The organism is Nonomuraea sp. NPDC049152, assembly GCF_040648355.1.
Lineage (GTDB): Bacteria > Actinomycetota > Actinomycetes > Streptosporangiales > Streptosporangiaceae > Nonomuraea.
The window spans coordinates 36,673-59,186 of record NZ_JBEZDO010000005.1 but is presented as its reverse complement, the minus strand read 5'-3'; the positions used below and the strand labels follow the sequence as shown (position 1 = coordinate 59,186).

The window sequence follows — 22,514 nt, the reverse complement described above, 5'->3', positions numbered from 1 at the left end:
CCGGATCCCGACTTGATCTTTACTCTTTAGTGGGGATTGCCGCTCTTGGTGTCGAAGCGAAGGGTGTAAACCACCGGGGCGGATGGGCGTCTTGCGATGTCGTAGCAGATTTCCAGGGTGGGGTGCTATGAGCGTGGGAGCGGGGGAGCCCGATGTCGTGCTTCTCCAAAGGGTGCCAGAAAGGGCGCCGAGCATTTGGACTCGGCCCTATGTCCGGTTTCTACGAGCAGGTGACGTGGCGTGCGCCTTCGCGGCGTGCGCCGTGGTGGTGGGGACGAAACTGCTGTTCGGGGCCTACATTCCGACCGAGGATCTCATGGTCGGCGCGGTGCTGACGGTGTCGTGGCCCGTCAGCATGCAGCTGAGCGCGGCCTACAGGGAAAGGGGACACGGCGAGGGGAGCGAGGAGTTCAGGGCGGTATTCAACGGCGGTGTGGGACTGATGGCCGCGGTGGCGATTGGCGCTTATGCCACGCAGACCGGCATCGCGCGGAGTTTCGTCATGGCCGCCCTTCCGCTCGCACTCGTCCTGACCCTGGTGTTCAGATTTCGGGTGCGCAAAAAACTCCATTTAGCCAGGGTCCGCGGGGAGTACATGCGTCATGTCATCGCCGTGGGCCATCGCGCCGCCGTACTCGATCTGATCATGCAATTCAGGAGGGAACCGCATCACGGGATGCGGGTCGTGGGCGTCTGCCTGCCCATAACGCAGGGCGACCGCGACGTGGACGGCCTGCCCGTGCTCGGCGGGCTCGGGGACGTGGCCGAGGCCGTGTCCCGCACACAGGCCGACGCCGTCGCCGTCGCCGCCTGCCCCGAACTCGACGGCGGCACGCTGCGCAGGCTCGCCTGGAGCCTGGAGGAGCAGCGCACCGACCTGTTCGTCGCGCCGGCTCTCATGGACGTGGCGGGGCCGCGCATCAGCATCCGCCCGGTCGCGGGGATGCCGCTGTTACACGTCGACCATCCGGAGTTCGACGGGGCGAAGCAGATCGTCAAGAACATCTTCGACCGCGTGATGGCCAGCCTCGCGCTCGTCGTGCTGCTCCCGGCGTTCGTGCTGATCGCGCTGCTGATCAGGGTGACCAGCCCGGGGCCCGCCTTCTTCAGGCAGGTCAGGGTGGGTAAGGGTGGCAGGGAGTTCAGGGTGTGGAAGTTCAGGACGATGGTCGTGGACGCCGAACGGCTCAAGAGCTCGCTGCTGGAGGCCAACGACGTCGACGGCGTTCTCTTCAAGATAAGGAACGATCCAAGGATCACCGGGATCGGCCGCTTCCTGCGCCGCTACTCGCTCGACGAGATCCCCCAGCTGTTCAACGTCATCAGCGGTCAGATGTCGCTGGTCGGGCCCAGGCCGCCGCTGCCCGAAGAGGTCGCCGAGTACGGCACGGACGTGCGCCGCAGGCTCGTCGTCAAGCCGGGCATGACCGGCCTCTGGCAGGTCAGCGGCCGATCCGACCTCAGCTGGGAGGAATCGGTCAGGCTCGACCTGCGCTACGTCGAGAGGTGGTCGCTCATCCTCGACCTGCAGATCCTCTGGAAGACCTGGTCGGTCGTGACCCGCGGAGAAGGGGCTTACTAGCGGTGAAAGCACTCGTGCTGGCGGGAGGATCGGGTACCCGGCTGCGGCCGATCACCCACACCTCGGCCAAGCAGCTCGTGCCCGTGGCCAACAAGCCCGTGCTCTTCTACGGGCTGGAGTCGATCGCGGCCGCGGGCATCGCGGAGATCGGCATCGTGGTCGGCGACAGCCACGCCGAGATCGAGGCGGCGGTCGGCGACGGCTCCGCCTTCGGCGTACAGGTGACCTATCTGCGCCAGACGGCGCCGCTCGGCCTGGCGCACGCCGTCCTCATCGCCCGCGACTACCTGGGCGACGACGACTTCGTCATGTACCTGGGCGACAACTTCGTCGTCGGCGGGATCAACGAGATCGTGTCGTCGTTCACCGCCGAGCGGCCCGACGCGCAGATCATGCTGACCAGGGTCGGCGACCCGCGGCAGTTCGGCGTGGCCGAGCTCGATCACGCGGGCCGGGTGGTCGGGCTGGAGGAGAAGCCCGCCGCGCCCAAGAGCGACCTCGCCCTGGTCGGGGTGTACCTGTTCAGCCCGGCCATCCACGAGGCGGTGGCCGAGCTGAAGCCGTCGTGGCGGGGCGAGTTGGAGATCACCGACGCGATCCAGTGGCTGATCGACGACGGCCGCAGGGTGGAGTCCACCCCGATCACCGGCTACTGGAAGGACACCGGCAACGTCGAGGACATGCTGGAGGTGAACCGGCTGGTCCTGGAGTCGCTCGAACCACGCCTGCTCGGCACGTCCACCGGCAGCGAGCTGATCGGCAGGGTCGTGGTGGAGGCGGACGCGACGGTCGAGAACTCACGTATCGTCGGGCCGGCGGTCATCGGCTCGGGCGCGCGCGTCAGCGACAGCTACGTCGGCCCGTTCACCTCGATCGGCGCCGACTGCGTCATCTCCCACAGCGAGATCGAGTACTCGATCGTGCTGGCCCGCTCCTCCATCGAAGGGGTGGGCAGGATCGAGTCGTCGCTCATCGGCCACGACGTCCAGGTGACGCCGGCGCCCAACACACCAAGAGCCCACAGACTCGTGCTGGGCGATCACAGCAAGGTGCAGATCAGTTCATGAAGAGAATCCTGGTGACAGGGGGCGCCGGCTTCATCGGCTCGCACTTCGCCCGGCTCATGTCGGGCGAGGCCGAGGTGACCGTGCTCGACAAGCTCACCTACGCGGGCAACCGGCGCAACCTCGAAGGGGTCCCGCACACCTTCGTCCATGGCGACATCTGCGACCCGAGCGTGCTCGCTGAGACGGTCCCCGGGCACGACCTCGTCGTCAACTTCGCCGCCGAGTCGCACGTGGACCGCTCGATCGAGGGCGCGGGCGAGTTCGTGCGCACCAACGTGCTCGGCACCCAGACGCTGCTGGAGGCCTGCGTCGCGGCGGCCGTGCCGAGGGTGGTGCAGGTCTCGACCGACGAGGTCTACGGCTCGATCGACGCCGGGTCGTGGAAGGAGGACGCGCCGCTGCGGCCGCGCTCGCCGTACGCGGCCTCGAAGGCGAGCGGAGACCTGATCGCCCGCGCCTACGCGATCACGCACGGGCTGAACGTGTCGATCACCAGATGCGGCAACAACTACGGGCCGATGCAGTACCCGGAGAAGGTCATCCCGCTGTTCGTGACCAACCTGCTCACAGGCAGGAAGGTCCCCCTGTACGGCGACGGCGGCAACGTCCGCGACTGGATCCACGTCGCCGACCACTGCGCGGGCATCAGGCTGGTGGCCGAGCGCGGCGCGTCCGGCGAGGTGTACCACATCGCGGGCACCGCCGAGCTGACCAACAAGGAGCTGACCGGCCGCATCCTGGAGGCGTTCGGCAAGGGCTGGGACCAGGTCGAGCCCGTGGCCGACCGCAAGGGCCACGACCGCCGCTACTCCCTCGACGACGGCAGGCTGCGCGCGATGGGCTACCAGGCCGCGATCCCCTTCGACCAGGGGCTGAAGGACACGATCCGCTGGTACACCGACCACAGGGACTGGTGGGAGTGAGATGGCTGATCACCGGCGGCGGGAGCATGCTCGCCGCCGACGTGCTCGACCTGGTGGCCCTGTCCGGTGAGCAAATCCTGGCGCCGACCCGCGCCGAACTCGACCTGTGCGACGAGCGGGCGGTCCGCGACCTGGTCAGCGGCCACCGGCCGGACGTGGTGGTCAACTGCGCGGCGTGGACCGCCGTCGACGAGGCCGAGAGCAGGGAGGCGGAGGCGCTGGCGATCAACGGGCACGCGGTCGCGGTGCTGGCCGACGCCTGTTCGTGGGCGGGGGCGCGGTTGATCCACCTGTCGACGGACTACGTCTTCGACGGGCGTTCGCGCGTGCCGTACAGGGAGGACGACCAGCCGGGGCCGGTCAACGCCTACGGCAGGACCAAGCTGGCCGGCGAGCTGGCGGCGGCGGGGCACTACGTGGTGCGCACGGCCTGGCTCTACGGCGCGCACGGCCCCAACTTCGTCAGGACCATGATCAGATCGGCCGCCGAGCGCGACACCGTGGACGTCGTCAACGACCAGCGCGGCCAGCCGACGTGGACCGTGGACCTGGCCGCCTTCCTGGTGCGGATCGCCAGGTCCGACCTGATGCCAGGCGTCTACCACGGCACGAGCTCGGGCGAGACCACCTGGTACGGCCTGGCCAGGGAGGTCTTCACCCTTCTCGGTGCGGACCCCGACAGGGTCAGGCCGGTGCCGAGCTCGCGCTTTCCCCGGCCCGCGCCCCGCCCCTCCAGCAGCGTGCTGGCCAACACCAGGTGCGAGCCGATCAGGCACTGGCGGACGGCGCTGCACGCGGCCTGGCCGGTGATGGCGAGCGAGGAGGCCCGTCAGTGCCGCTCCGCGTAGAACCGCCGGCAGGTGGCGTAGTCGGGCAGCAGCCCGGCCTCCAGCGCCGCGTCGAGCGTGGGGGCGGCGGCGTCCTTCTCCGACAGCAGCGGCTCCAGGCCCGGCCACTCGATGCCCAGGCTGAGCGGGTGCACGCCGTGCTCAGCCGAAGGGTTGTACGGCGTGGAGCACAGGTAGACGACCGTGGCCTCCTCGCTCAGCGCCATGAACCCGTGGCCCAGGCCCTCGGAGAGGTAGACGGCGGCCCGCTCGCTGTCGTCGAGGGCGACGGCCTCCCACCTGCCGAAGCCCGGCGAGCCGACCCGCAGATCGACCACGACGTCCAGGACGCTGCCCGACACGCACATCACGTACTTGGCCTGCCCTGGCGGCACGTCGGCGAAGTGGATGCCGCGCAGCACCCCCGCCTTGGACACCGAGCAGTTGACCTGGGCGAGCTCGAAGGGGACCGGCAGGTCGGCGGCGCGGAACGCCTCCAGGAAGCTGCCGCGGGGATCGGCGTGGACACGAGGGGTGAACGCCCACGCGCCGTCGATGCTGAGGGGCTTCATGATCCGAAGAGTAGAGCTGTAACACCTGCTGTTCCATCCCCGAATAACCCCTGTGTCTGGAGACTACAGATGACCATTTGCCGGTTATGTGGGTCGAATGAGCTGGTAGGAGTCGTCGATCTCGGCGCGACTCCGCCGTGCGAGCTGTTCCTCACAGCCGACCAGCTCGACCAGCCCGAGGCGACGTATCCGCTGCATCTGCGGGTGTGCACCTCGTGCTGGCTGGCGCAGCTCCCGCCGCTGATCACGCCGGAGGAGACGTTCACCGAGTACGCCTACTTCTCCTCCTACTCCTCCTCCTGGGTCGGGCACGCAGGACGCTTCGTCGACGGGCTGGCGCTGCGGCCGGACTCGTTCGTGGTCGAGGTGGCGAGCAACGACGGCTACCTGCTCCAGCACGTGGCGGCGCGCGGGGTGCGCTGCCTGGGCATCGAGCCCTCGGCCAACGTGGGAGCGGCGGCGGTGGAGAAGGGCGTGCCGACGCTCACCGAGTTCCTGTCTCCGGAGGTCGGGCAGCGGGTGCGCGACGAGCACGGCCCCGCCGACGTCGTGGTCGCCAACAACGTCTACGCCCATATCCCCGACGTGGTCGGCTTCACCCGGGGGCTGCGCAACCTGGTGGCCGACGACGGCGTGGTCTCCGTCGAGGTGCAGCACCTGCTGACGCTCATGGAGCTCAACCAGTACGACACGATCTACCACGAGCACTTCCAGTACTACACGGTCGCCGCCGCCCAGCGGGCGCTGGCCGTCGGCGGCCTGACGCTGGTCGACGTGGAACTGCTGCCCACGCACGGCGGGTCGATCAGGCTGTGGGCCAAGCCGTACGGCACGCCGTCCGCGCGGGTGCACGACGTGATCGCCCGCGAGAAGGCCGCGGGGCTCCTGGAACTCTCCGGATACGCCGACTTCGCCGCCCGCGTCGCCAAGGTCCGCCGAGACCTGCTGCGCTTCCTCATCGACGCGGCGGACGAGGGCAGGACGGTCGTCGGTTACGGCGCGCCGGGCAAGGGCAACACGCTGCTCAACCACTGCGGCGTCCGCCCCGACCTGCTGGCCTACACCGTCGACCGCAACCCCTACAAGCACGGCAGGTTCACCCCCGGCGCGCGGATCCCGATCCTGCCGCCCGAGCGGATCGCCGAGGACCGCCCCGACTACGTGCTCGTCCTGCCGTGGAACCTGCGCGACGAACTGGTCGGCCAGCTCTCCTACGTCCACGACTGGGGCGGCAGGCTCGTCTTCCCCATCCCGCGGTTGGAGGTCGTGTGAAGGTCGTCCTCTTCTGCGGCGGTCGCGGGACCCGGATGCGCGACGGCGTCACCGACCTGCCCAAGCCGATGCAGCCCGTCGGCCCGAGGCCGCTCATCTGGCACGTGATGCGCTACTACGCCCACTACGGGCACAAGGAGTTCATCCTGTGCCTGGGCTACGGGGCCGAGCACATCAAGAGCTTCTTCCTGAACTACCAGGAGACCGCCTCCAACGACTTCGTCCTGCGCGACGGCAAGATCGAGCTGCTGTCGACGGACATCTCCGACTGGTCCATCTCGTTCGTCCACACCGGGACGGACTCCCCGATCGGCGAGCGGCTGCGCAGGGTGCGCAGGCATCTCGACGGGGAGCAGATGTTCCTCGCCAACTACGCCGACGTGCTCACCGACGCCCCGCTCGACGTGATGATCGACAACTTCCGCGCCTCGGACGCGGGCGCGTCGATGATGGTCGTCCCGCCTCCCGGCACCTTTCACTGCGTCGAGCTGGGGGAGAACGGCAGGGTCGGCGGCATCACGCCGGTCACCGAGATGCCGCTGTGGATCAACGGCGGCTACTTCGTCCTGCGCCCCGAGGTCTTCGACCTGATCCCGCCGGGCGGCGACCTGGTCGCCGACGCCTGCGCCGCGATGGCCAAGGAGGGCAGGCTCCTCGCCTACCCCTACAGGGGCTTCTGGCGGCCCACCGACACGGTCAAGGAGCGGGTCGCGCTGGACGAGGAGTACTCCAGGGGCGAACGGCCATGGGCGCTGTGGGAGGGAAGGCGGATCGCCGGTGTTGCGGCTCTCTCCAGGGCGGTCTGAGGAGATCGCCCTGCTCGGCGCCCACTGCGACGACCTCGCCATCGGCGCGGGCGGCACGCTGCTCGGCCTGTGCCGCGCCCGGCCGGGCCTGCGGGTCACGGCGCTGGTGATGTCGGGCGCGGGCACCGAGCGCGAAGCCGAGGAACGCGCCGCGCTGGCCGCGTTCTGCCCCAAGGCCGAGCTCGACGTGCGCGTCCTCGACCTGCCGGACGGCCGCCTGCCCGCGCACTGGGAACGCGCCAAGGACGCCCTGCACGAGCTGCGGGCGGCCTGCGACCCGGGGCTGGTCCTCGCGCCCTCACCGCACGACGCCCACCAGGACCACAGGGGGCTGGCCGAGCTGGTGCCCACGGTCTTCCGCGACCACCACGTGCTCGGCTACGAGATCCTCAAATGGGAGTCCGACCTGGCCCAGCCCAACGTCTTCGTGCCCATGGCCGACGACCTGCTGACCGAGAAGATCGGCCTGCTGCACGAGCACTACCCCTCACAGCACGGCCGGAGCTGGTTCGACGCCGAGACCTTCGGCGGGCTGGCCCGCGTGCGGGGCGTGCAGTGCCAGAGCCGGTACGCCGAAGCCTTCCACGCCACCAAGCTCGTGCTGAGCTACTAAGGAGCAGTTGTGCGCGTTCTGTTGACCGGCCACCAGGGCTATCTGGGCACCGTGATGGCCCCGATCATCACCGCGGCGGGCCATGAGGTGTTCGGCCTCGACTCGGGGCTGTTCGCCGACTGCGTGCTGGGCCCCGCCCCGGCCGACCCGCCCTGCCACGCGGTGGACCTGCGGGACGTGGGCCCCGAGCACGTCGAGGGCTTCGACGCGGTGATCCACCTGGCAGCCCTGTCCAACGACCCGCTCGGCGCGCTGGCGCCCGAGCTGACCTACGACATCAACCACCATGCCTCCGTACGGCTGGCCAGGCTCGCCCGCGAGGCGGGCGTGCGCCGCTTTCTCTACGCCTCCACGTGCTCGGTCTACGGCGCGTCGGGAGGAGAGGGACTGGTCGCCGAGGACGCGCCGCTGCGGCCCGTCACCCCCTACGCCGAGTCGAAGGTGCGGGTCGAGGACGACCTGCGCGAGCTGGCCGACGACGACTTCTCGCCCGTCTTCCTGCGCAACGCCACCGCGTTCGGGTTCTCGCCGCGGCTGCGCGCCGACATCGTGCTGAACAACCTCGTCGGCCACGCGCTGCTGACCGGCACCGTGCGGGTGCTCTCGGACGGCACGCCGTGGCGGCCGCTCGTCCACGCCCAGGACATCGCCCGCGCCTTCGAGCTGGCGCTGGTCGCGCCGCGCGAAGCCGTACACGCCCTGGCCTTCAACGTCGGCTCGGAGCAGAACAACGTGACGGTCGCGGAGATCGCGGCCGAGGTCGTCGAGGCCGTGCCGGGATCGGAGCTGCTCATCACCGGCGAGGCGGGCAACGACCCGCGCTCCTACCGGGTGGACTTCGCCCGCGTCCGCGCCGCGCTCCCGGGCTACGAGGCGGTCTGGTCGGTCAAGGCGGGCGCCCGCGAACTGGTCGACGCCTACAGGGAGCACGGGCTCACCCAGGATGCCTTCGACCACCGCTTCACCCGCCTGTCCAGGCTCGCCGCCCGGCGCGCCGAGGGCACCGTCGACGAGACCCTGCGGCCGTGAAGGAACTGGTCGAGCGGCTGCACCCGATCTGCCGCAGCATGACGGGCGACGGCGTGCGGCGCACGCTGGCGATCATCGCCGAGACGATCCCGCTGGAGCTGCACGAGGTGCCCACGGGAACGCGGGTCCTCGACTGGGTCGTGCCCCAGGAGTGGAACATCACCGACGCCTACGTCAAGGACGCCACGGGGCGCAGGGTGATCGACTTCGCCAGGTCGCCGCTGCACGTCGTGGGCAACAGCGTGCCCGTCTCGGCGACGATGACGCTGGAGGAGCTGCGCCCGCGCCTGCACACGCTGCCAGCCCAGCCGGACCTGGTGCCGTACAGGACCGGCTACTTCAAGAAGGACTGGGGCTTCTGCCTCAGCGAGAACGCGCTGCGGGAGCTGCCCGAGGGCGAGTACGAGGTGCGGATCGACTCGACGCTGGCCGACGGGCACCTCACCTACGGCGAGCACGTGGTGCGCGGCCGTACCGGCGAGGAGGTGCTCATCTCCTGCCACACCTGCCACCCCGCGCTCGCCAACGAGACGCTCGCGGGCATCGCGGTCGCCATCGAGCTGGCCTCCAGGCTGGCGGGACGGCGGCCCCGCCTCACCTACCGGTTCCTGTTCGCGCCCGCGGCCCTCGGCGCGATCACCTGGCTGGCCGACAACAGGGACACGATCGGGCGGATCACGCACGGACTGGTGCTGGCCTGCGCGGGCGACCCGGGCAGGCTGACCTACAAGCGCAGCCGCAGGGGCGACGCGCTGATCGACAGGGCGGCCGCGCACGTCCTGTCCACGCGCGAGCACGAGGTGCGCGACTTCGTCCCGTTCGGCTACGACGAACGCCACTTCTGCTCGCCCGGCTTCAACCTGCCGGTCGGGCGGCTGACCAGAACGCCCGACGGCGAGTTCCCCGAATATCACACCTCGGCGGACGATCCGTCCTTCGTCACGCAGGAGGCGATGGAGCACACCCTCGCCGCCGTCGAGGAGATCGTCCAGGTGCTGGAGGAGGAACGCAGATACCTCAATCTCGAGCCGTACGGCGAGCCATGGCTCGGCCCGCGCGGCCTGTACGGAAGTCCAGACATCGACCAGATGGCGATTCTGTGGGTGCTCAACCTCTCCGACGGAGAGCACAGCCTGCTGGACATCGCGGTCCGTTCGGGGATCCCTTTCGCCGGGGTGAGCGCAGCCGCTAGCGCGCTCGCCAAGGCCGGCCTGTTGAAAGAGGAGGGGCACGTTGATCGAGTACAAGGTGGGGGACCTGGTTGAGGTCCTGAGCGCCGAGGAGATCCTGGCGACGCTGGACCACAACGGCGAGCTCGACGGGCTGCCGTTCATGCCGGAGATGCTGGCCTTCTGCGGCAGGCGGATGACGGTCGAGAAGGTGGCGCACAAGCTCTGCGACACCATCGAGCGCACCGGCATCAGGCGGATGCGCGACGCCGTCCACCTCACGGGCGCGCGCTGCGACGGCGAGTCGCACGGCGGCTGTCAGGCCGCCTGCCTCACCTACTGGAAGACGGCCTGGTTGCGGAAGGCCGACGACAGGGAGCCGCGGCGGTCAGCGGGCCCCGTCGACGTCACCATCCTGGAGCGTGCCACCACGAGGGAGCCGTTCGAGGACGGCGAGCCGCGCTACGCCTGCCAGGCGACGGAGATCCTCAGGGCGGCTCCGGAGCGGCTGCCGCTCAAGGACCTGCGCCAGTTCCTCTGGGACTACCGCTCGGGCAACGTCGCCGCTGTCGAGACGCTGCGCGGCTTCCTGATCGCGCTGTTCGGCAGGCTCCAGGCGTGGAGCACCCGGATCCTGCCCAGACGGCTGTGGTTCAGGGACGGGCTCGCCTGGGGGTTCCTAAAGGGCAGGGTGGTCGGTCCGACACCCGTTGCCGAGCTCGATCTCAAACCCGGAGAGTTGGTGCGTGTCAGGTCCAAGACCGAGATCGCCGACACTCTGGATGCCAACCTCCGCAACAGAGGCATGGGGTTCGACAACGACCTCGCCATGTACTGCGGCAAGACCGGCGTCGTCGCGGGCAAGGTCGAACGCTGCCTCGACGAGACGACCGGCCGGATGCTCGAGATGAAGACGCCCAGCGTGCTCATCGAGGACTTCGTCTGCCCCGGCAGGCACAACTTCAACTGCCCGCGCGGCCACTTCGGCTACTGGCGGGAGATCTGGCTCGAACGGGTCGACCAAGAAAGTTAGGTAAGGCACATGCCAGAGACTGAGACCACCGACAGGGCCGGGTCGGCGGGGAAGGGCCTGCGATGGGGGCTGGTGGCGAGGGTGGCCACCAGGCTCGCCTCCTTCGGCATGGGGCTGGTCCTCGCGCGCCTGCTGGCCCCCGCCGACTTCGGCATCTACGCGGTCGCGCTGGCCGCCCAGCAGTTCCTCTGGCACATCAACGACGCCGGCATTGTGGCCGCGATCGTCCAGTGGCGCGGCAGGATCGAGGACGTGCTGCCCACCGCGACCACGATGGTGCTCGGCTTCAGCCTGACCGTCTACACCGCGTTGTGGTTCGGCGCCCCCGCCTTCGCGGGGTTCGCGGGCAACGCCGACGCCGCAGGCATGGTCAGGGTGATGGCGCTGCTCATCGTCATCGACGGGCTGGTCGGAGTGCGCAGCGCCGTCCTGTTACGCAGGTTCCAGCAGGGCAGGATCGCCATCGCGACCATGGTGGGGGTGGCGGTGCAGGTGCCGCTGTCGATCGGCTGCGCGCTGGCCGGCTTCGGCCCCTACAGCTTCGCCTGCGGAGCCGTCGCCTCGACGGCGGTGAGCGGCATCCTGATGATCATCTGGTCGAAGGAGCCGATCAGGTTCGGGCTGCGGCGCGAGCCGATGACCAGGCTCTTGCGTTTCGGCATGCCGCTGGCCCTCGGCCTGGGCGTGGAGGCGCTGCTGCTGAACGCCGACTCCATCATCGTCGGCAAGGCGTTCGGCGCGACCGTGCTCGGCTACTACCTCCTGGCGCTCAATGTCTCCAACTGGGTGCCAGGACTGATCGGGGAGGCGCTGCGGCACGTCACGTTGCCCGGCTTCTCCAGGGTGGCGGACGAGCGGCCCGAGGACCTCTCGGCCAAGGTGCAGCAGATCGTGCCGATGTTGCTGATCGTGGTGACGCCGGTCGCGGTCCTGGTCGCCGTGCTCGCGCCGATCGTGGTGCCGTTCCTCTACGGCGACAAGTGGCTGCCCTCGGCCGCCGCCCTGTCGTTCCTCATGGTGGTCATGGCGGTGCGGATGCTCATGAACATCTGCTCTGACGTGCTCACCTCGGTGGGCGCGGTCGGCTCCATCGCGCTGCTCAAGGTCGTGTGGGCGGTGGCGCTGATCCCCTCGCTGTACTTCGGCGCGCGGCTCGACGGCATCCAGGGGGTGGCGATCGCGCACGCGGCCGTCGGCGTGCTGGTCACCCTTCCGCTGACGGGGCTGCTGCTCCACCGGGTGGGCGTGGCGCTCGGGCCGATCGGCCCCGCGGCGGTCAGGCCACTGGCCGGAGGGCTGGCGGCGGGCGTGGTGGCCTGGCTGGTGATGACGGCGACAGACGGCGCCTTCTCACTGGTACGGCTGGCGCTCGCGGGCGGCGCGGGGCTGATCGCCTACACCGTGGTGGGGATCTCCCGAGCCAGGCTCAGGGAGATCCGCACCCTCGTCGCCGGCTGAGTCAGCTGGTCCCGCCGCGCACCAGGCCGACGCCCACGTGGGCGACGTTGCGGGCCATCGGCGCCGCGTTGCGCCTCAGCCACGGGCGCATCGCGGCGTAGGCCCGCAGCCGCGCGGCCCCGCTCATCGGCGTGTGGTTGATGACGCGCAGCAGACAGCGGCCCTCCTCCACGTTCGGCAGGAACCAGCGCGGGTTCTCCTGCGGCGCCTCCCGCCTGCGGAAGGTCCGCGCGTGGTTGGCTCTGCTGACGCTGCCCGCGTGGTTGCGGTGCCACAGCAGCGGCTCGTTCACCGCGACCATGGGGCCGAGCAGGGCGAGCTGCGCGAGCAGCACCCTGTCGCACGCCACGATGGGCTGCAAGGGCATCGCCCGCTCCAGGACGCCGCGCCGCATCAGGCCGTAGAACTGCAGCGTCTCGTCGTAGAAGTCGAGCTTGGCGCGCAGCCGCACGATCGGGTCGGGATGGTCGGTTGCCGCCGTGGTGCGCCAGACCTCGATCAGGTTGCCCTCACCGTCGACCTCCTCGGCTCCCGAGAAGGCCATCGAGGCCGCAGGGCTGTCGCGCAGCGCCGCCGCCAGCGCCGACAGGCGGTCCTTGCGGTACTCGTCGTCGGAGGTCACCCAGGCGAAGAACTCCCCGCGCGCCTCTCCGATGATCTGGTTGTGGGTCGCGATGACGCCGATGTTCCGGTCGCGCCGCAGGTAGCGGACTCGTGGATCGTTCCTGGCCGCCTCCCTGCAGATCTCCTCGGTCGCGTCGGTGGAGCAGTTGTCCGCGATTACGAGCTCGAAGTCGGCGTCCTCCTGGGCGAGGATCGAGGCCAGAGAGCCGCTGAGGTACGGCTCGCCGTTGTAGACGCACAGGCCGAGCCCGATCTCCGGCGCCGCGCGCCCCACGAGCGACGGTGAATTTTCGGCCATTTGTCAGCCTCCATTACGGCTAAGCGAAAAGGCAGGTCAGGATTTATCCGGTGTGGACTCGCTAGCCGGATAACCGTAACGTTGAGGGGCGATCTTCAGATAGAGGGCTGTAGGTCCCGAACTTGGGTCGCCTAGATATATGTACCAATCCGGAAGCGTGGGGGGTAAGTATGAGCTTCTGGGAGAGTGTTTTTGGGCTGTTAAGACGGAAGTGGGTGACTCTGCCGGTCGTCCTGGTATCGCTGGGCCTGGGCGCCGTGGCCTTCTTCCAAGTGCCGGCCCGCTACGCGGCCAGCTCGTCCATGATCCTCGTCGCTCCGCCCTCGGGGGGCACCCTGTCCCTCGACAAGACCAAGCCGGTCGGCCTGACCAACCCGCTCCTGCAGTACAACGACAGCATGCGGACGGTCGCCGGCATCCTCATCCTGACGATGAACAACCCCGCGATCCAGAAGGAACTGGGCATCGTGGACGGCGGCCCCGTCAAGCTCACCGTCGACGACGGTCGCTCCAACGCCGCGCTGATGGGCATCACGACGGCGGGCCCCTTCGTCCACGTCGCGGTGGAGGCTCCCTCCAGCGCGACCGTCCTGGACACGATCGCCAGGGCCGAGAAGCGCATCCGCGCCGAACTCCTCAACCAGCAGCGCATCCTGGGCGCTCCGACCAGCACCTACATCGCGCTCAACGACGTGACCACCCTCGAGCCCAAGGCGGTGTGGGGCAACACGCTCGTCGCCACCTTCGGCGCGTTCGGTCTGGGGATGGCGTTCGGGCTCGGGCTGGCGCAGCTGCTGGTCCTGCGCCGCGGCCGGGCCGTACCGGCGGCCGAGGAGAAGCAGGCGCGGCCCGAGCCGGTGGGGAGGAAGGTCACGCCGCCGCGCAAGCTGAACGGCAAGGTGCTGGTCTTCGCCGAAGGCAAGGAAAAGGCCAGGAACATGGAATCCACCGTCGACCACACGATGCCGATCCCGGTCGTGAAAGACGACGACGACCCGGAAAACAGCTGATTTATCGTGCTTTATCGGTTAGTGAGGGGATGAGTTGGATTTCTGGGGGGCGGTCGGAGTCGTGTTGCGGCGTTGGTACGTCGCCATCCCAGCCCTGTTACTGACGCTCGCGGGCTCCTACGGCATATACGCGAGCATCCCGCCGATGTACCAGTCGTCGGCCGTGCTGTCGCTCACCGTGCCGATCACCGGTCCTTCGACGCTGGGCGACAGGCGCGACCAGATCATGGAAGCCAACCCGCTGCTGAACTACAACTACGGGTTGAACATGACAGCGGAGGTCCTCGTCCAGATCCTGGGCTCCGAGGACACGATGACCAAGCTCGGGGCCAGGCCGCACGGCGAGACCACCTACGAGGTCAACAACGGCAGCCCCAACCCCGAGCTGCTCTTCAGCCAGCCGTTCGTCCTCATCGAGGGCATGAGCTCGGACCCGCGCGCCGCCAAGGAGATCGTCACGCGGGTGACCCAGCGGGCCAGGGCCGAGCTCGACAAGCGCCAGGTGCAGCTCAAGGCGCCGCCCACGACCTTCATCATCCTCACGGAGATCCTGCCGCCGACCGACGCCGTGGCGCTGCGCAACGACAAGCTGCGCTACACCGCGGCCGTCCTCCTCCTGGGTCTGCTCGCCAGCCTGGCCGCCTCCTTCGCCACCGAGAGCGTGACGGCGGCGCTGTATCGCCGCAGGCGGGAACGCGCCAATCCGGTGCAGGCCGCCCCCGTGCGCGAAGAGGTACTCCAGCGGTGACCGCAGTCCTCGCGCCACCGGTCACGGACCGTTCCACGGGACGCAGGGCCGACGGAGCCACGTTCGCGGCGTTCTTCGTCGTCGTCCTCATGGTCGTGCCCGCGAGGCTCATCCTCAGGGGCCTGCCGTTCGCGCTGACCCCCGCCGAGGCCGTGGGTCTGTTCGCGGTGCTGTGGTGGTTCTGCGCGCACTTCACGCTCACGCTCGGCGCGGCCAAGGGCTTCAACCCGGTCCGCACGGCCATCTACCTCTACGCGGTCGCCTACCTGGCCAGCTACGCCCAGGCCGCCGTCGCCTATCTGGAGCCGCGCCAGCTGGAGCTGGCCGACCACATCGGCGTCATCGCGCTCGCCCTCGTCGGCGTCGCGCTGGTGGCTTGCGACGGCGTCCGCGGAAGAGACCGCATCGACCTGGTGCTGAAGACCGCCGTCGTCGCGGGCGCCATCCTCGGCGTGATCGGCGGCATCCAGTTCCTGTTCTCCTACGACCCGACCCTCGACGTGATCGTGCCCGGCACGCGCATCAGGGGCGAGGCGCCCGCGATCCTCGAACGCAACGGCCTCAACAGGGCCGCGGCCACCACCAGCCATCCCATCGAGTTCGGCGTGGTGTGCTCGATGATCCTGCCCATCGCGCTGCACTACGCCTTCGCCGCCCGCGAGCGGGGCCTGCCCGCGCTGCGCTGGTGGGTGGCCTGCGCGCTCATCGCCGCGGGCCTGGTGTTCTCCGCCTCGCGCTCGCCCGTGCTCGGGCTGATCGCGGCGGGGCTGCTGCTGCTGTCCCACTGGCCCGCCAGGCGGCGTGTCCAGGCGATCGTCGCGCTCGTCTTCTTCCTCGCGGTCGTACGGCTGGCCGCTCCAGGACTCGTCGGCGCGATCGCCGGGCTGTTCGACAACATCGGCAACGACTCCAGCATCCGCTACAGGACCGCCGACTACGCCATCGCCCTCAACGCGTTCGAGCAGCACCCGCTGCTCGGCAGGGGCCACGGCACCTGGTACCCGCCCTACGACATCGTCTTCGACAACCAGTACCTGCTGACGACCGTCGAAGGCGGCCTGCTCGGGGTGGCGACCCTGCTCGGTCTCTTCCTGACCGCCATCTGGGCCGCGCTGAGGGCGCGGGCGCTGTCCACCGACGCGACCACCCGCGACCTGGGCCTGAGCCTGGCCGCGTCGATGCTGGTCCCCCTGGTCGGCTGCGCGACCTTCGACCTCAACGCCTTCGAGACGACCAGCGGGATCGCCTTCCTGTTCGTGGGCCTGGCGGGAGCGCTGCTCCGGGCGGTGCGTGCCGTACCGCAGGGGAAGGAAGTCGTGGAGGCGGCGCGGGACGAGAAGGCGGTGCGGTGAGCGGTCCCGCCTCGGTCCCCGAGCGCGTTCGCGTCGGCGCGGTCGCGGTCATGGCGCTCAGCGAAGCCGACGTCGCCGACCGCGTCGCCGCGGCGTGGGCGCGCGGCGAAGGCGGGTCGATCGTCACCGCGAACGTGGACATCGTCCGCAAGGCCGGCGGTGACCCGGCGCTGGCCGCGCTGGTGGCCGAGGCCGAGCTGGTCGTCGCCGACGGCATGCCCGTGGTCTGGGCGGCCAGGCTGTCGGGGCTCGGCGTGCCCGAGCGCGTCACCGGCGCCTCTCTCGTGTGGAGCCTCAGCGAGCGCGCCGCGGCGGAGGGCCGCTCGGTCTTCCTGCTCGGCGGCGAGCCGGGCATCGCGGAGCGCGCGGGGCGGGTGCTCGCAGGGCGCTACCCCGGTCTGCGCGTGGCGGGCAGCCACTCGCCGCCCTTCGGCTTCGACGCGACGGCGGAGGGCATGCGCGAAACCGTGGACAAGGTGGCCGCCGCCGCCCCCGACCTCGTCCTGGTCGGGCTGGGCTTCCCCAAGCAGGAAAGGACCATCGCCGCTCTCCGGTCGCGACTGTCCCGCGCCTGGTACCTCGGCTGCGGCGCGGGGATCCCGATGGCGGCCGGGCAGTTCAGGCGCGCTCCCGAGGGGTTGCAGCGGATCGGCGGCGAGTGGCTCCACCGGCTCTGGCTGGAGCCCGGCAGGCTGGCCCGCCGCTACCTGTGGGAGGACGCCCCGTTCGCCGTCAAGGTGCTCGCCATCGCCGCCGTGCGGCGGCTCGCCGGACGCAGGCCCTGAGCTCGCGAGAATGGTTGATCCCATGCCCCTTGCCGTCGTGATCGTCACCTATGCCAGCGCGAAGATCATCGAGGACTGCCTGCGCTCGCTCGGCCCCGGGCTCGAAGGCGTGCCCGACGCCCGGATCATCGTGGTGGACAACGACTCGCCCGACGACACCGTCGACCGGGTCCGCGCCTACGGCCAGGGCGTCGAGCTGATCGAGACGGGCCGCAACGGCGGCTTCGCCTTCGGGGTGAACGCCGGCATGGCCGCCGCCGAAGGATGCGACGTCCTGGTGCTCAACGCCGACATCAGGCTGCGGCCCGGCATGGTCGCCCTGTTGCTGCGCGCGCTGGAGCGGCCAGGCGTGGGCATCGCCGTACCCAGGCTGCTCGACGAACACGGAGCGCTCCAGCTCTCCCTGCGCAGGCGGCCCACCGTGCTGAGGGCGCTGGGCGAGGCCGCGCTCGGCGGGTTCAGAGCCGGACGGTTCGCGCCGCTGGGCGAGCTGGTCGCCGACCCGCGCGACTATCTGAGGCCGCGCACGGTCGACTGGGCGACGGGCGCGGCATGGCTGGTCTCGCGAGCCTGCGCCGAGGCGCTGGGCCCGCTCGACGACCGCTACTTCCTGTATTCGGAGGAGACCGAGTACATGCTGCGCGCGGGATGGCGCGGCTTCGCCGTACGGTACGAGCCCGACGCCGTCGCCGTGCATCTCGGCGGCGACCAGGTGGCCTCCGACCGGCTGTGGGCGCTGGCCGCCGCCAACCGGGTGCGCCTGCACAGGAAGCTGTACGGCAGGCCGCGCGGCGCGCTGATGCGCGCGGCCGTCACCCTGAACGAGGCCAGCCGCGCGCCCGCCAGAGGCAGGCACAGGGCGGCGTTACGCGAGCTGCTCACCATGGCCGAATGGCCCACCCCGCCGGGCACGCCGCCGCCCCCTTCGGGCTACGTCTGCTTCTCTGCCCAGGACTGGTGGTACCACAACAGGGCGCACTCCGACTTCCAGCTCATGCGCCACCTGTCGGCCCAGCGCAGGGTCCTGGTCGTCAACAGCATCGGCCTGCGCATGCCCATGCCTGGCAGGTCCGCGAACACGCTGCGGCGCATCGGCCGCAAGCTGCGCAGCGTCGCGAAGTTCGTGCGCAGGCCCGCGCCGGACTTCTATGTCATGTCGCCCCTCCCGCTGCCGCTGTACGGCTCCGCCCTGGGCAGGAAGGTGAGCGCGCTGCTGGTCAGGGCGCAGGTCGCCGCGGTGTGCGCGGTGCTCGGCCTGCGCCGTCCCGTCGTCGTCGTCACGCTCCCGACGGCGTGGGACGTCGTGCGCCCGATGCCGCGCAGGGCGCTCGTCTTCAACCGCTCCGACCGGCACTCGGCCTTCCCCGAGGGCGGCGGAGAGACCATCAAGGAGATGGAGTCGCAGCTTCTGCGCCGCTCCGACAGCGTGGTCTACGTCAGCAGGACGCTCATGGCCGAGGACCGGCCGCTGGCCGGCGACCGCGCGCACTTCCTCGACCACGGCGTCGACCTGGCGCACTTCACCCGCGTGCCCGCCGAACGGTGGCCCGCCGACATCCGCCGCGTCCCAGGGCCGCGCGTCGGCTTCTTCGGCGCGCTGGACGACTTCGTCGTCGACTTCGACCTGCTGGAGCGGCTGGCCGTGGAACTGCCCGAGGTCTCCCTTGTGCTGGTCGGCGACGCCAACGGGCCCATCGAGCGGCTCGCAGGACACGCGAACGTCCACTGGCTGGGCTTCCGCCCCTACGAGCTGATTCCCGCCTACGGCTCGGCCTTCGACGTCGCGATCATGCCGTGGCTTGACAACGACTGGATCAGGCACGCCAACCCGATCAAGCTGAAGGAGTACCTGGCGCTAGGGCTGCCCGTGGTCAGCACCGACTACGGCGAGCTGGCCCGATACGCCGACAGGGTGCGGGTGGCCGCGACCCCCGACCTGTTCGTCAAGGCCGTCAGGGTCTCGCTGGCCGAGGGCGCGCCGCAGCCGCCAGACGCGCTGCGCGCCTCCGTGCTGGGCGACGACTGGTCCGTCCGCGCCGACGAGCTGCGCGCGCTCGCCGAACGGCCGACGCGCCGAGGGCCGGTCGAGAGGCCGCCGGGGTGAGGAGGACCTGGGCGCCGGCCGTGGCCCTGCTGGCGCTGACCGCCTGCACGCCGCCCGCCGGAGGCGACCTCTCACCCATCCGGGTGGAGCTGGAGCCGGTCGCGTGGGAGGGCGGCCCGCGCTACTACGAGCGCTTTCCCGCGGCGGCGAAGGCCGGTTGGACCGAGCCTTCCTTCTTCCCCGTCGGGGTGTGGTTCGCCGCCGTGCGCACGCGGGCGGACGTGACCGCCGACAAGGCGGCGGGCATCACCACCTACTTCGAGCTGACCAGGGACAGCGACCCGCGGCTGCTGCGTCGTCACGGCATGTCCGCGCTCACCAGCAGGCCGCTGCCAGGTTACGGCGACGAGACCGTGGGCTGGCTCATCGGCACCGAGGCCGACATGTGGGGCGGGCCCGGCAGCGCCCGCTGGTCGGGCGTCGCGGGCTTCGGCGCGCCCGCCTGCCGTCCCGCCAGGGCGAGCTGCGGCTACACCGCCATGGAGACGCTCTCCCGCCGCCTGCCCGACGACGGCCGCCTCCGGTACGCCAACTACGGCAAGGGCGTCATGTACTGGCAGACCGGCGACCAGGCCGCCGCGTTCGTCAACCGCTACACCGACGCCGTCTCCACCAGCCTCTACTGGTACACCGACCGCGCCGCCTGCGAGGAGGGCGGGCGCTTCATGAACCTGGCGACCGGCCAGTGCCGCCTGGCGGCCAACTACGGCGAGACCATCGGCAGGCAGCGCACCCTCGACGCCAAGGACGCCCGCCTGCAACCCGTCTACGCCGTCGTCGAGCTGGGGCAGCCCCGCGAGGACGACCGCGCCATCGAACCGGGGCAGGTCGGCGGCGCGGTGATGAGCTCGCTGATCCACGGGGCACGCGGGGTCGTCTACCTCGACCACAGCGTGGGGCGGGCGTGCCGTACCACCAGCCTGTTGCGCGCGCCCTGCGGCGCACGGGTCAGGGCCGCCGTGAGCGAGCTCAACAAGCGGATCAGGCTGCTCGCGCCCGTCCTGAACAGCCAGTCCTTCAGATACGGCTACGCGCCGGGCCTCGACACCATGCTGAAGCGCCACGACGGGTTCCTCTACCTCTTCGCAATGGTGGAGCGAGGTGGAACCATGGGGCCGCGCACGCTCACCATCCCCAGTGAGCTGTCGACGGCGCGGGAGGCGGAGGTCCTGTTCGAGGACAGGACCCTCCCCATCGGCGCGGACGGCAGGTTCACCGACTCTTTCGCCACCGAAGGCACCTACCACATCTACAGGATCAGGATCGGGGAGGCGCGACCGTGAGAAGGAGCTACGTTCTCGGAGGGGTGGCGGCCGTCGCGGTGGTCGCGGCGGTCCTGTTCGTCATGATCCCGGGTGCGACGCCGCGCGGTTCGGACGGCAAGACCCTGGACCTGCCACGCGTTCCGTGGGAGGGCGGCCCTTCCTACTACGAGAAGTTCCCCGTGGCCGCGGCCAGGGGATGGACGGATCCCTCGTTCTTCCCCATCGGCGTCTGGTACGAGTCGGTGCTGACCGAAAAGGACGTCCTGACCGACAAGGACGCGGGGCTCAACCTCTACGTCGAGCTCACCGCCGACAGCGACATGAAGCTGGTCGACAAGCACGGCATGTCGGCGATGACGACCAAGCCGCTGCCGGGGTCGGGGCCCGAGACGGTCGGCTGGGTGATCGCCGACGAGGCCGACATGTTCCCGCGGCCCGGCAACGCCCAGTGGGACGGCAGGTTCGGCGGAGAGGGCGACCCCTGCATCCCGCCCAAGGGCGAGGGGTGCGGCTTCACCGCGATGAAGACGCTGAAGGACAAGCTGCCCAAGGGCGACGGCCGCATGTACTACGCCAACTACGGCAAGGGCGTCGGCATGTGGTGGAGCGACAAGGACAACGGCCGGTTCGTCAACGACTACACCGATCTCGTCTCGACCGACATGTACTGGTACACCGACGCCGGGGTCTGCGTCGAAGCCAAAACGATCCTGAAATTTCCGGACAACGAGTGCCCGCGCGCGGCCGACTACGGCTGGCTCATGGACAAGCAGCGCAAGCTCGACGCGATGGACGGCAAGTTCCAGCCCGTCTACAACTTCGTCGAGGTCGGCTGGCCCTTCACCGACCAGAACAAGATGGGCGTGCGTGCCATCGAACCAGGGCAGCTCAAGGGCGCGGTGATGAACTCGATCATCCACGAGGCCCGCGGCATCCTCTACTTCAACCACAGCTTCGGCGGCCCCTGCACCAGCCAGCACGCGCTGCGAGAGCCCTGCTACCAGCCGATCAGGGCCGCGGCAGGCGAGGTGAACAAGCAGATCAAGCAGCTGGCGCCGGTGCTCAACACCCAGTCCTACGCCTTCGACTTCGGCGAGGGACTGGAGACCATGCTGAAGGGCAGGGACGGATCCTTCTACGTCTTCGCCATGATCGAGCGGGGGAGCGAGCCGGGCAAGCGGTCACTGACCCTCCCGCCCGAGCTGGCGTCGGCGGCCCAGGTGGAGGTGCTCTTCGAGAACCGGAGCATCCCTGTCGAGCACGGGCGGTTCGTCGACTCGTTCGAGACCGAGTACGGCTACCACATCTACAAGCTCACGCCTTAGGGCCCACCGCGATGATCGACTTGATCAGACCGCCCATCCGCTCGTAGCCGATCACGGAGGTGGGGAAGTAGTAGCGCATCTCCGTCACGCTCAGCAGCTCCACCTCCATGGCGTCACGCAGCGCGTGCAGCCTGTCCCGCGGCGCGGTGTGCACCAGCGGCCAGTGGCTGATGATCGCGCGTCTGGCGGCGACGGGAAGGAACTGGAAGCCGGGGAAGAGCACGTGCGGCTCGATGGGGAAGTAGCGGTACGGCACCTGCACCCAGTGGCGGTCCGCCAGCGCGCGGACGTTGTCGGCGAAGCGCTCGCGGCGGATGTGGCCGCCCACGTGCTCGATGACGGCGTTGGAGTAGACGAGGTCGTAGTCGCCGTCCAGGATCGCCTTGGGCAGCTCGGTGGCGTCCCCTCGGTCGGCCCTGGCCCACGGGGGAAGGTCGGACGGCGGGTCCATCAGGTTGACCAGGTGCAGGCGGGCCGGCCGTACCGGGGCCCGCTCCCACGCGGCGAACGTGCCGCCGAGATCGATCACCGACATCTCGGAGATGTTCGGAAAGACGGCCGCGAAGCGGTCCCAGCGCCGCTGCCTCGCCCGCGCGCCCACCGAGTTCGGCGCGTCGACGAACCGGTTGCGTAACGCCTGCAGCGTGCCCAT

21 protein-coding genes are annotated in these 22,514 nt (G+C 69.9%); 18 read left to right on the top strand and 3 right to left on the bottom strand.

The window, feature by feature from the left end:
- The first annotated feature begins 127 nt into the window (after window positions 1-127).
- Genes AB0B45_RS11410 through rfbD form a run of 4 tightly spaced genes read left to right on the top strand, consistent with a single transcriptional unit; the run spans window position 128 to window position 4,420 of the window.
- Window positions 128-1,582 carry a sugar transferase gene (locus AB0B45_RS11410; RefSeq protein WP_358128500.1) on the top strand — a complete coding sequence of 485 codons (1,455 nt, stop codon included), beginning with the start codon at window positions 128-130 and terminating at the stop codon, window positions 1,580-1,582.
- 2 nt (window positions 1,583-1,584) lie between these two features.
- The gene (locus AB0B45_RS11405) at window positions 1,585-2,649 is read left to right on the top strand and encodes a glucose-1-phosphate thymidylyltransferase (protein ID WP_358128498.1); all 1,065 of its coding nucleotides are present in this window, start codon (window positions 1,585-1,587) and stop codon (window positions 2,647-2,649) included.
- Window positions 2,646-3,572, top strand: a complete 927-nt coding sequence (gene rfbB / locus AB0B45_RS11400; protein WP_358128495.1) for a dTDP-glucose 4,6-dehydratase — start codon at window positions 2,646-2,648, stop codon at window positions 3,570-3,572. Before AB0B45_RS11405 ends, rfbB begins: the two co-directional genes overlap by 4 nt.
- Window positions 3,569-4,420, top strand: a complete 852-nt coding sequence (gene rfbD, locus AB0B45_RS11395) for a dTDP-4-dehydrorhamnose reductase (RefSeq protein WP_358128492.1) — start codon at window positions 3,569-3,571, stop codon at window positions 4,418-4,420. Before rfbB ends, rfbD begins: the two co-directional genes overlap by 4 nt.
- Here the strand turns inward: rfbD and rfbC are convergent.
- Entirely contained in the window at window positions 4,402-4,971 is a 570-nt protein-coding gene (rfbC, locus tag AB0B45_RS11390; protein WP_358128489.1) for a dTDP-4-dehydrorhamnose 3,5-epimerase, read from the bottom strand. The two genes, rfbD and rfbC, sit on opposite strands and share 19 nt — an antisense overlap.
- A 69-nt stretch (window positions 4,972-5,040) precedes the next feature.
- Here rfbC and AB0B45_RS11385 point away from each other — a divergent pair, with 69 nt between their 5' ends.
- The 7 genes from AB0B45_RS11385 to AB0B45_RS11355 are packed head-to-tail and all read left to right on the top strand — an operon-like array spanning window position 5,041 to window position 12,351.
- Window positions 5,041-6,243: a class I SAM-dependent methyltransferase gene (locus tag AB0B45_RS11385; RefSeq protein WP_358128486.1), complete on the top strand. Its 1,203-nt coding sequence runs from the start codon at window positions 5,041-5,043 to the stop codon at window positions 6,241-6,243.
- Window positions 6,240-7,049, top strand: a complete 810-nt coding sequence (locus AB0B45_RS11380) for a sugar phosphate nucleotidyltransferase (protein WP_358128484.1) — start codon at window positions 6,240-6,242, stop codon at window positions 7,047-7,049. The genes AB0B45_RS11385 and AB0B45_RS11380 overlap by 4 nt, the downstream gene beginning before the upstream one ends.
- Entirely contained in the window at window positions 7,021-7,662 is a 642-nt protein-coding gene (locus AB0B45_RS11375) for a PIG-L family deacetylase (RefSeq protein WP_358128481.1), read from the top strand. The genes AB0B45_RS11380 and AB0B45_RS11375 overlap by 29 nt, the downstream gene beginning before the upstream one ends.
- A gap of 9 nt (window positions 7,663-7,671) precedes the next feature.
- Window positions 7,672-8,691, top strand: a complete 1,020-nt coding sequence (locus AB0B45_RS11370) for an SDR family oxidoreductase (RefSeq protein WP_358128479.1) — start codon at window positions 7,672-7,674, stop codon at window positions 8,689-8,691.
- Entirely contained in the window at window positions 8,688-9,956 is a 1,269-nt protein-coding gene (locus AB0B45_RS11365) for a DUF4910 domain-containing protein (RefSeq protein WP_358128477.1), read from the top strand. The genes AB0B45_RS11370 and AB0B45_RS11365 overlap by 4 nt, the downstream gene beginning before the upstream one ends.
- Window positions 9,925-10,893, top strand: a complete 969-nt coding sequence (locus AB0B45_RS11360; protein WP_358128474.1) for a hypothetical protein — start codon at window positions 9,925-9,927, stop codon at window positions 10,891-10,893. Before AB0B45_RS11365 ends, AB0B45_RS11360 begins: the two co-directional genes overlap by 32 nt.
- Before the next feature lie 9 nt (window positions 10,894-10,902).
- On the top strand, window positions 10,903-12,351 hold the full coding sequence (locus tag AB0B45_RS11355; protein WP_358128471.1) for a lipopolysaccharide biosynthesis protein: 1,449 nt from the start codon (window positions 10,903-10,905) through the stop codon (window positions 12,349-12,351).
- A 1-nt stretch (window position 12,352) separates the two neighbouring features.
- On the opposite strand, the gene AB0B45_RS11350 is transcribed toward AB0B45_RS11355, so the two are convergent.
- Window positions 12,353-13,273 (bottom strand): glycosyltransferase, encoded by a 921-nt coding sequence (locus AB0B45_RS11350; RefSeq protein ID WP_358128468.1) that lies wholly within the window; start codon window positions 13,271-13,273, stop codon window positions 12,353-12,355.
- Window positions 13,274-13,488: 215 nt separating this feature from the next.
- Between AB0B45_RS11350 and AB0B45_RS11345 the strand changes: the two genes are divergently transcribed.
- From AB0B45_RS11345 to AB0B45_RS11315, 7 genes are all read left to right on the top strand, one after another.
- A complete protein-coding gene (locus AB0B45_RS11345) occupies window positions 13,489-14,283 on the top strand; it encodes a hypothetical protein (RefSeq protein ID WP_358128465.1) in 795 nt (264 codons plus the stop codon).
- Between the two features lie 64 nt (window positions 14,284-14,347).
- Window positions 14,348-15,031, top strand: a complete 684-nt coding sequence (locus AB0B45_RS11340) for a hypothetical protein (protein WP_358128462.1) — start codon at window positions 14,348-14,350, stop codon at window positions 15,029-15,031.
- Window positions 15,028-16,383: an O-antigen ligase family protein gene (locus AB0B45_RS11335; protein WP_358128458.1), complete on the top strand. Its 1,356-nt coding sequence runs from the start codon at window positions 15,028-15,030 to the stop codon at window positions 16,381-16,383. The genes AB0B45_RS11340 and AB0B45_RS11335 overlap by 4 nt, the downstream gene beginning before the upstream one ends.
- The gene (locus AB0B45_RS11330; RefSeq protein WP_358128455.1) at window positions 16,380-17,168 is read left to right on the top strand and encodes a WecB/TagA/CpsF family glycosyltransferase; all 789 of its coding nucleotides are present in this window, start codon (window positions 16,380-16,382) and stop codon (window positions 17,166-17,168) included. The genes AB0B45_RS11335 and AB0B45_RS11330 overlap by 4 nt, the downstream gene beginning before the upstream one ends.
- Window positions 17,169-17,190: 22 nt before the next feature.
- Window positions 17,191-19,272: a glycosyltransferase gene (locus AB0B45_RS11325; RefSeq protein ID WP_358128452.1), complete on the top strand. Its 2,082-nt coding sequence runs from the start codon at window positions 17,191-17,193 to the stop codon at window positions 19,270-19,272.
- A complete protein-coding gene (locus AB0B45_RS11320) occupies window positions 19,269-20,555 on the top strand; it encodes a hypothetical protein (RefSeq protein ID WP_358128451.1) in 1,287 nt (428 codons plus the stop codon). Before AB0B45_RS11325 ends, AB0B45_RS11320 begins: the two co-directional genes overlap by 4 nt.
- Window positions 20,552-21,862, top strand: a complete 1,311-nt coding sequence (locus AB0B45_RS11315; RefSeq protein WP_358128449.1) for a hypothetical protein — start codon at window positions 20,552-20,554, stop codon at window positions 21,860-21,862. The genes AB0B45_RS11320 and AB0B45_RS11315 overlap by 4 nt, the downstream gene beginning before the upstream one ends.
- Here the strand turns inward: AB0B45_RS11315 and AB0B45_RS11310 are convergent.
- The gene (locus AB0B45_RS11310) at window positions 21,852-22,514 is read right to left on the bottom strand and encodes a hypothetical protein (protein WP_358128447.1); all 663 of its coding nucleotides are present in this window, start codon (window positions 22,512-22,514) and stop codon (window positions 21,852-21,854) included. The genes AB0B45_RS11315 and AB0B45_RS11310 overlap by 11 nt on opposite strands.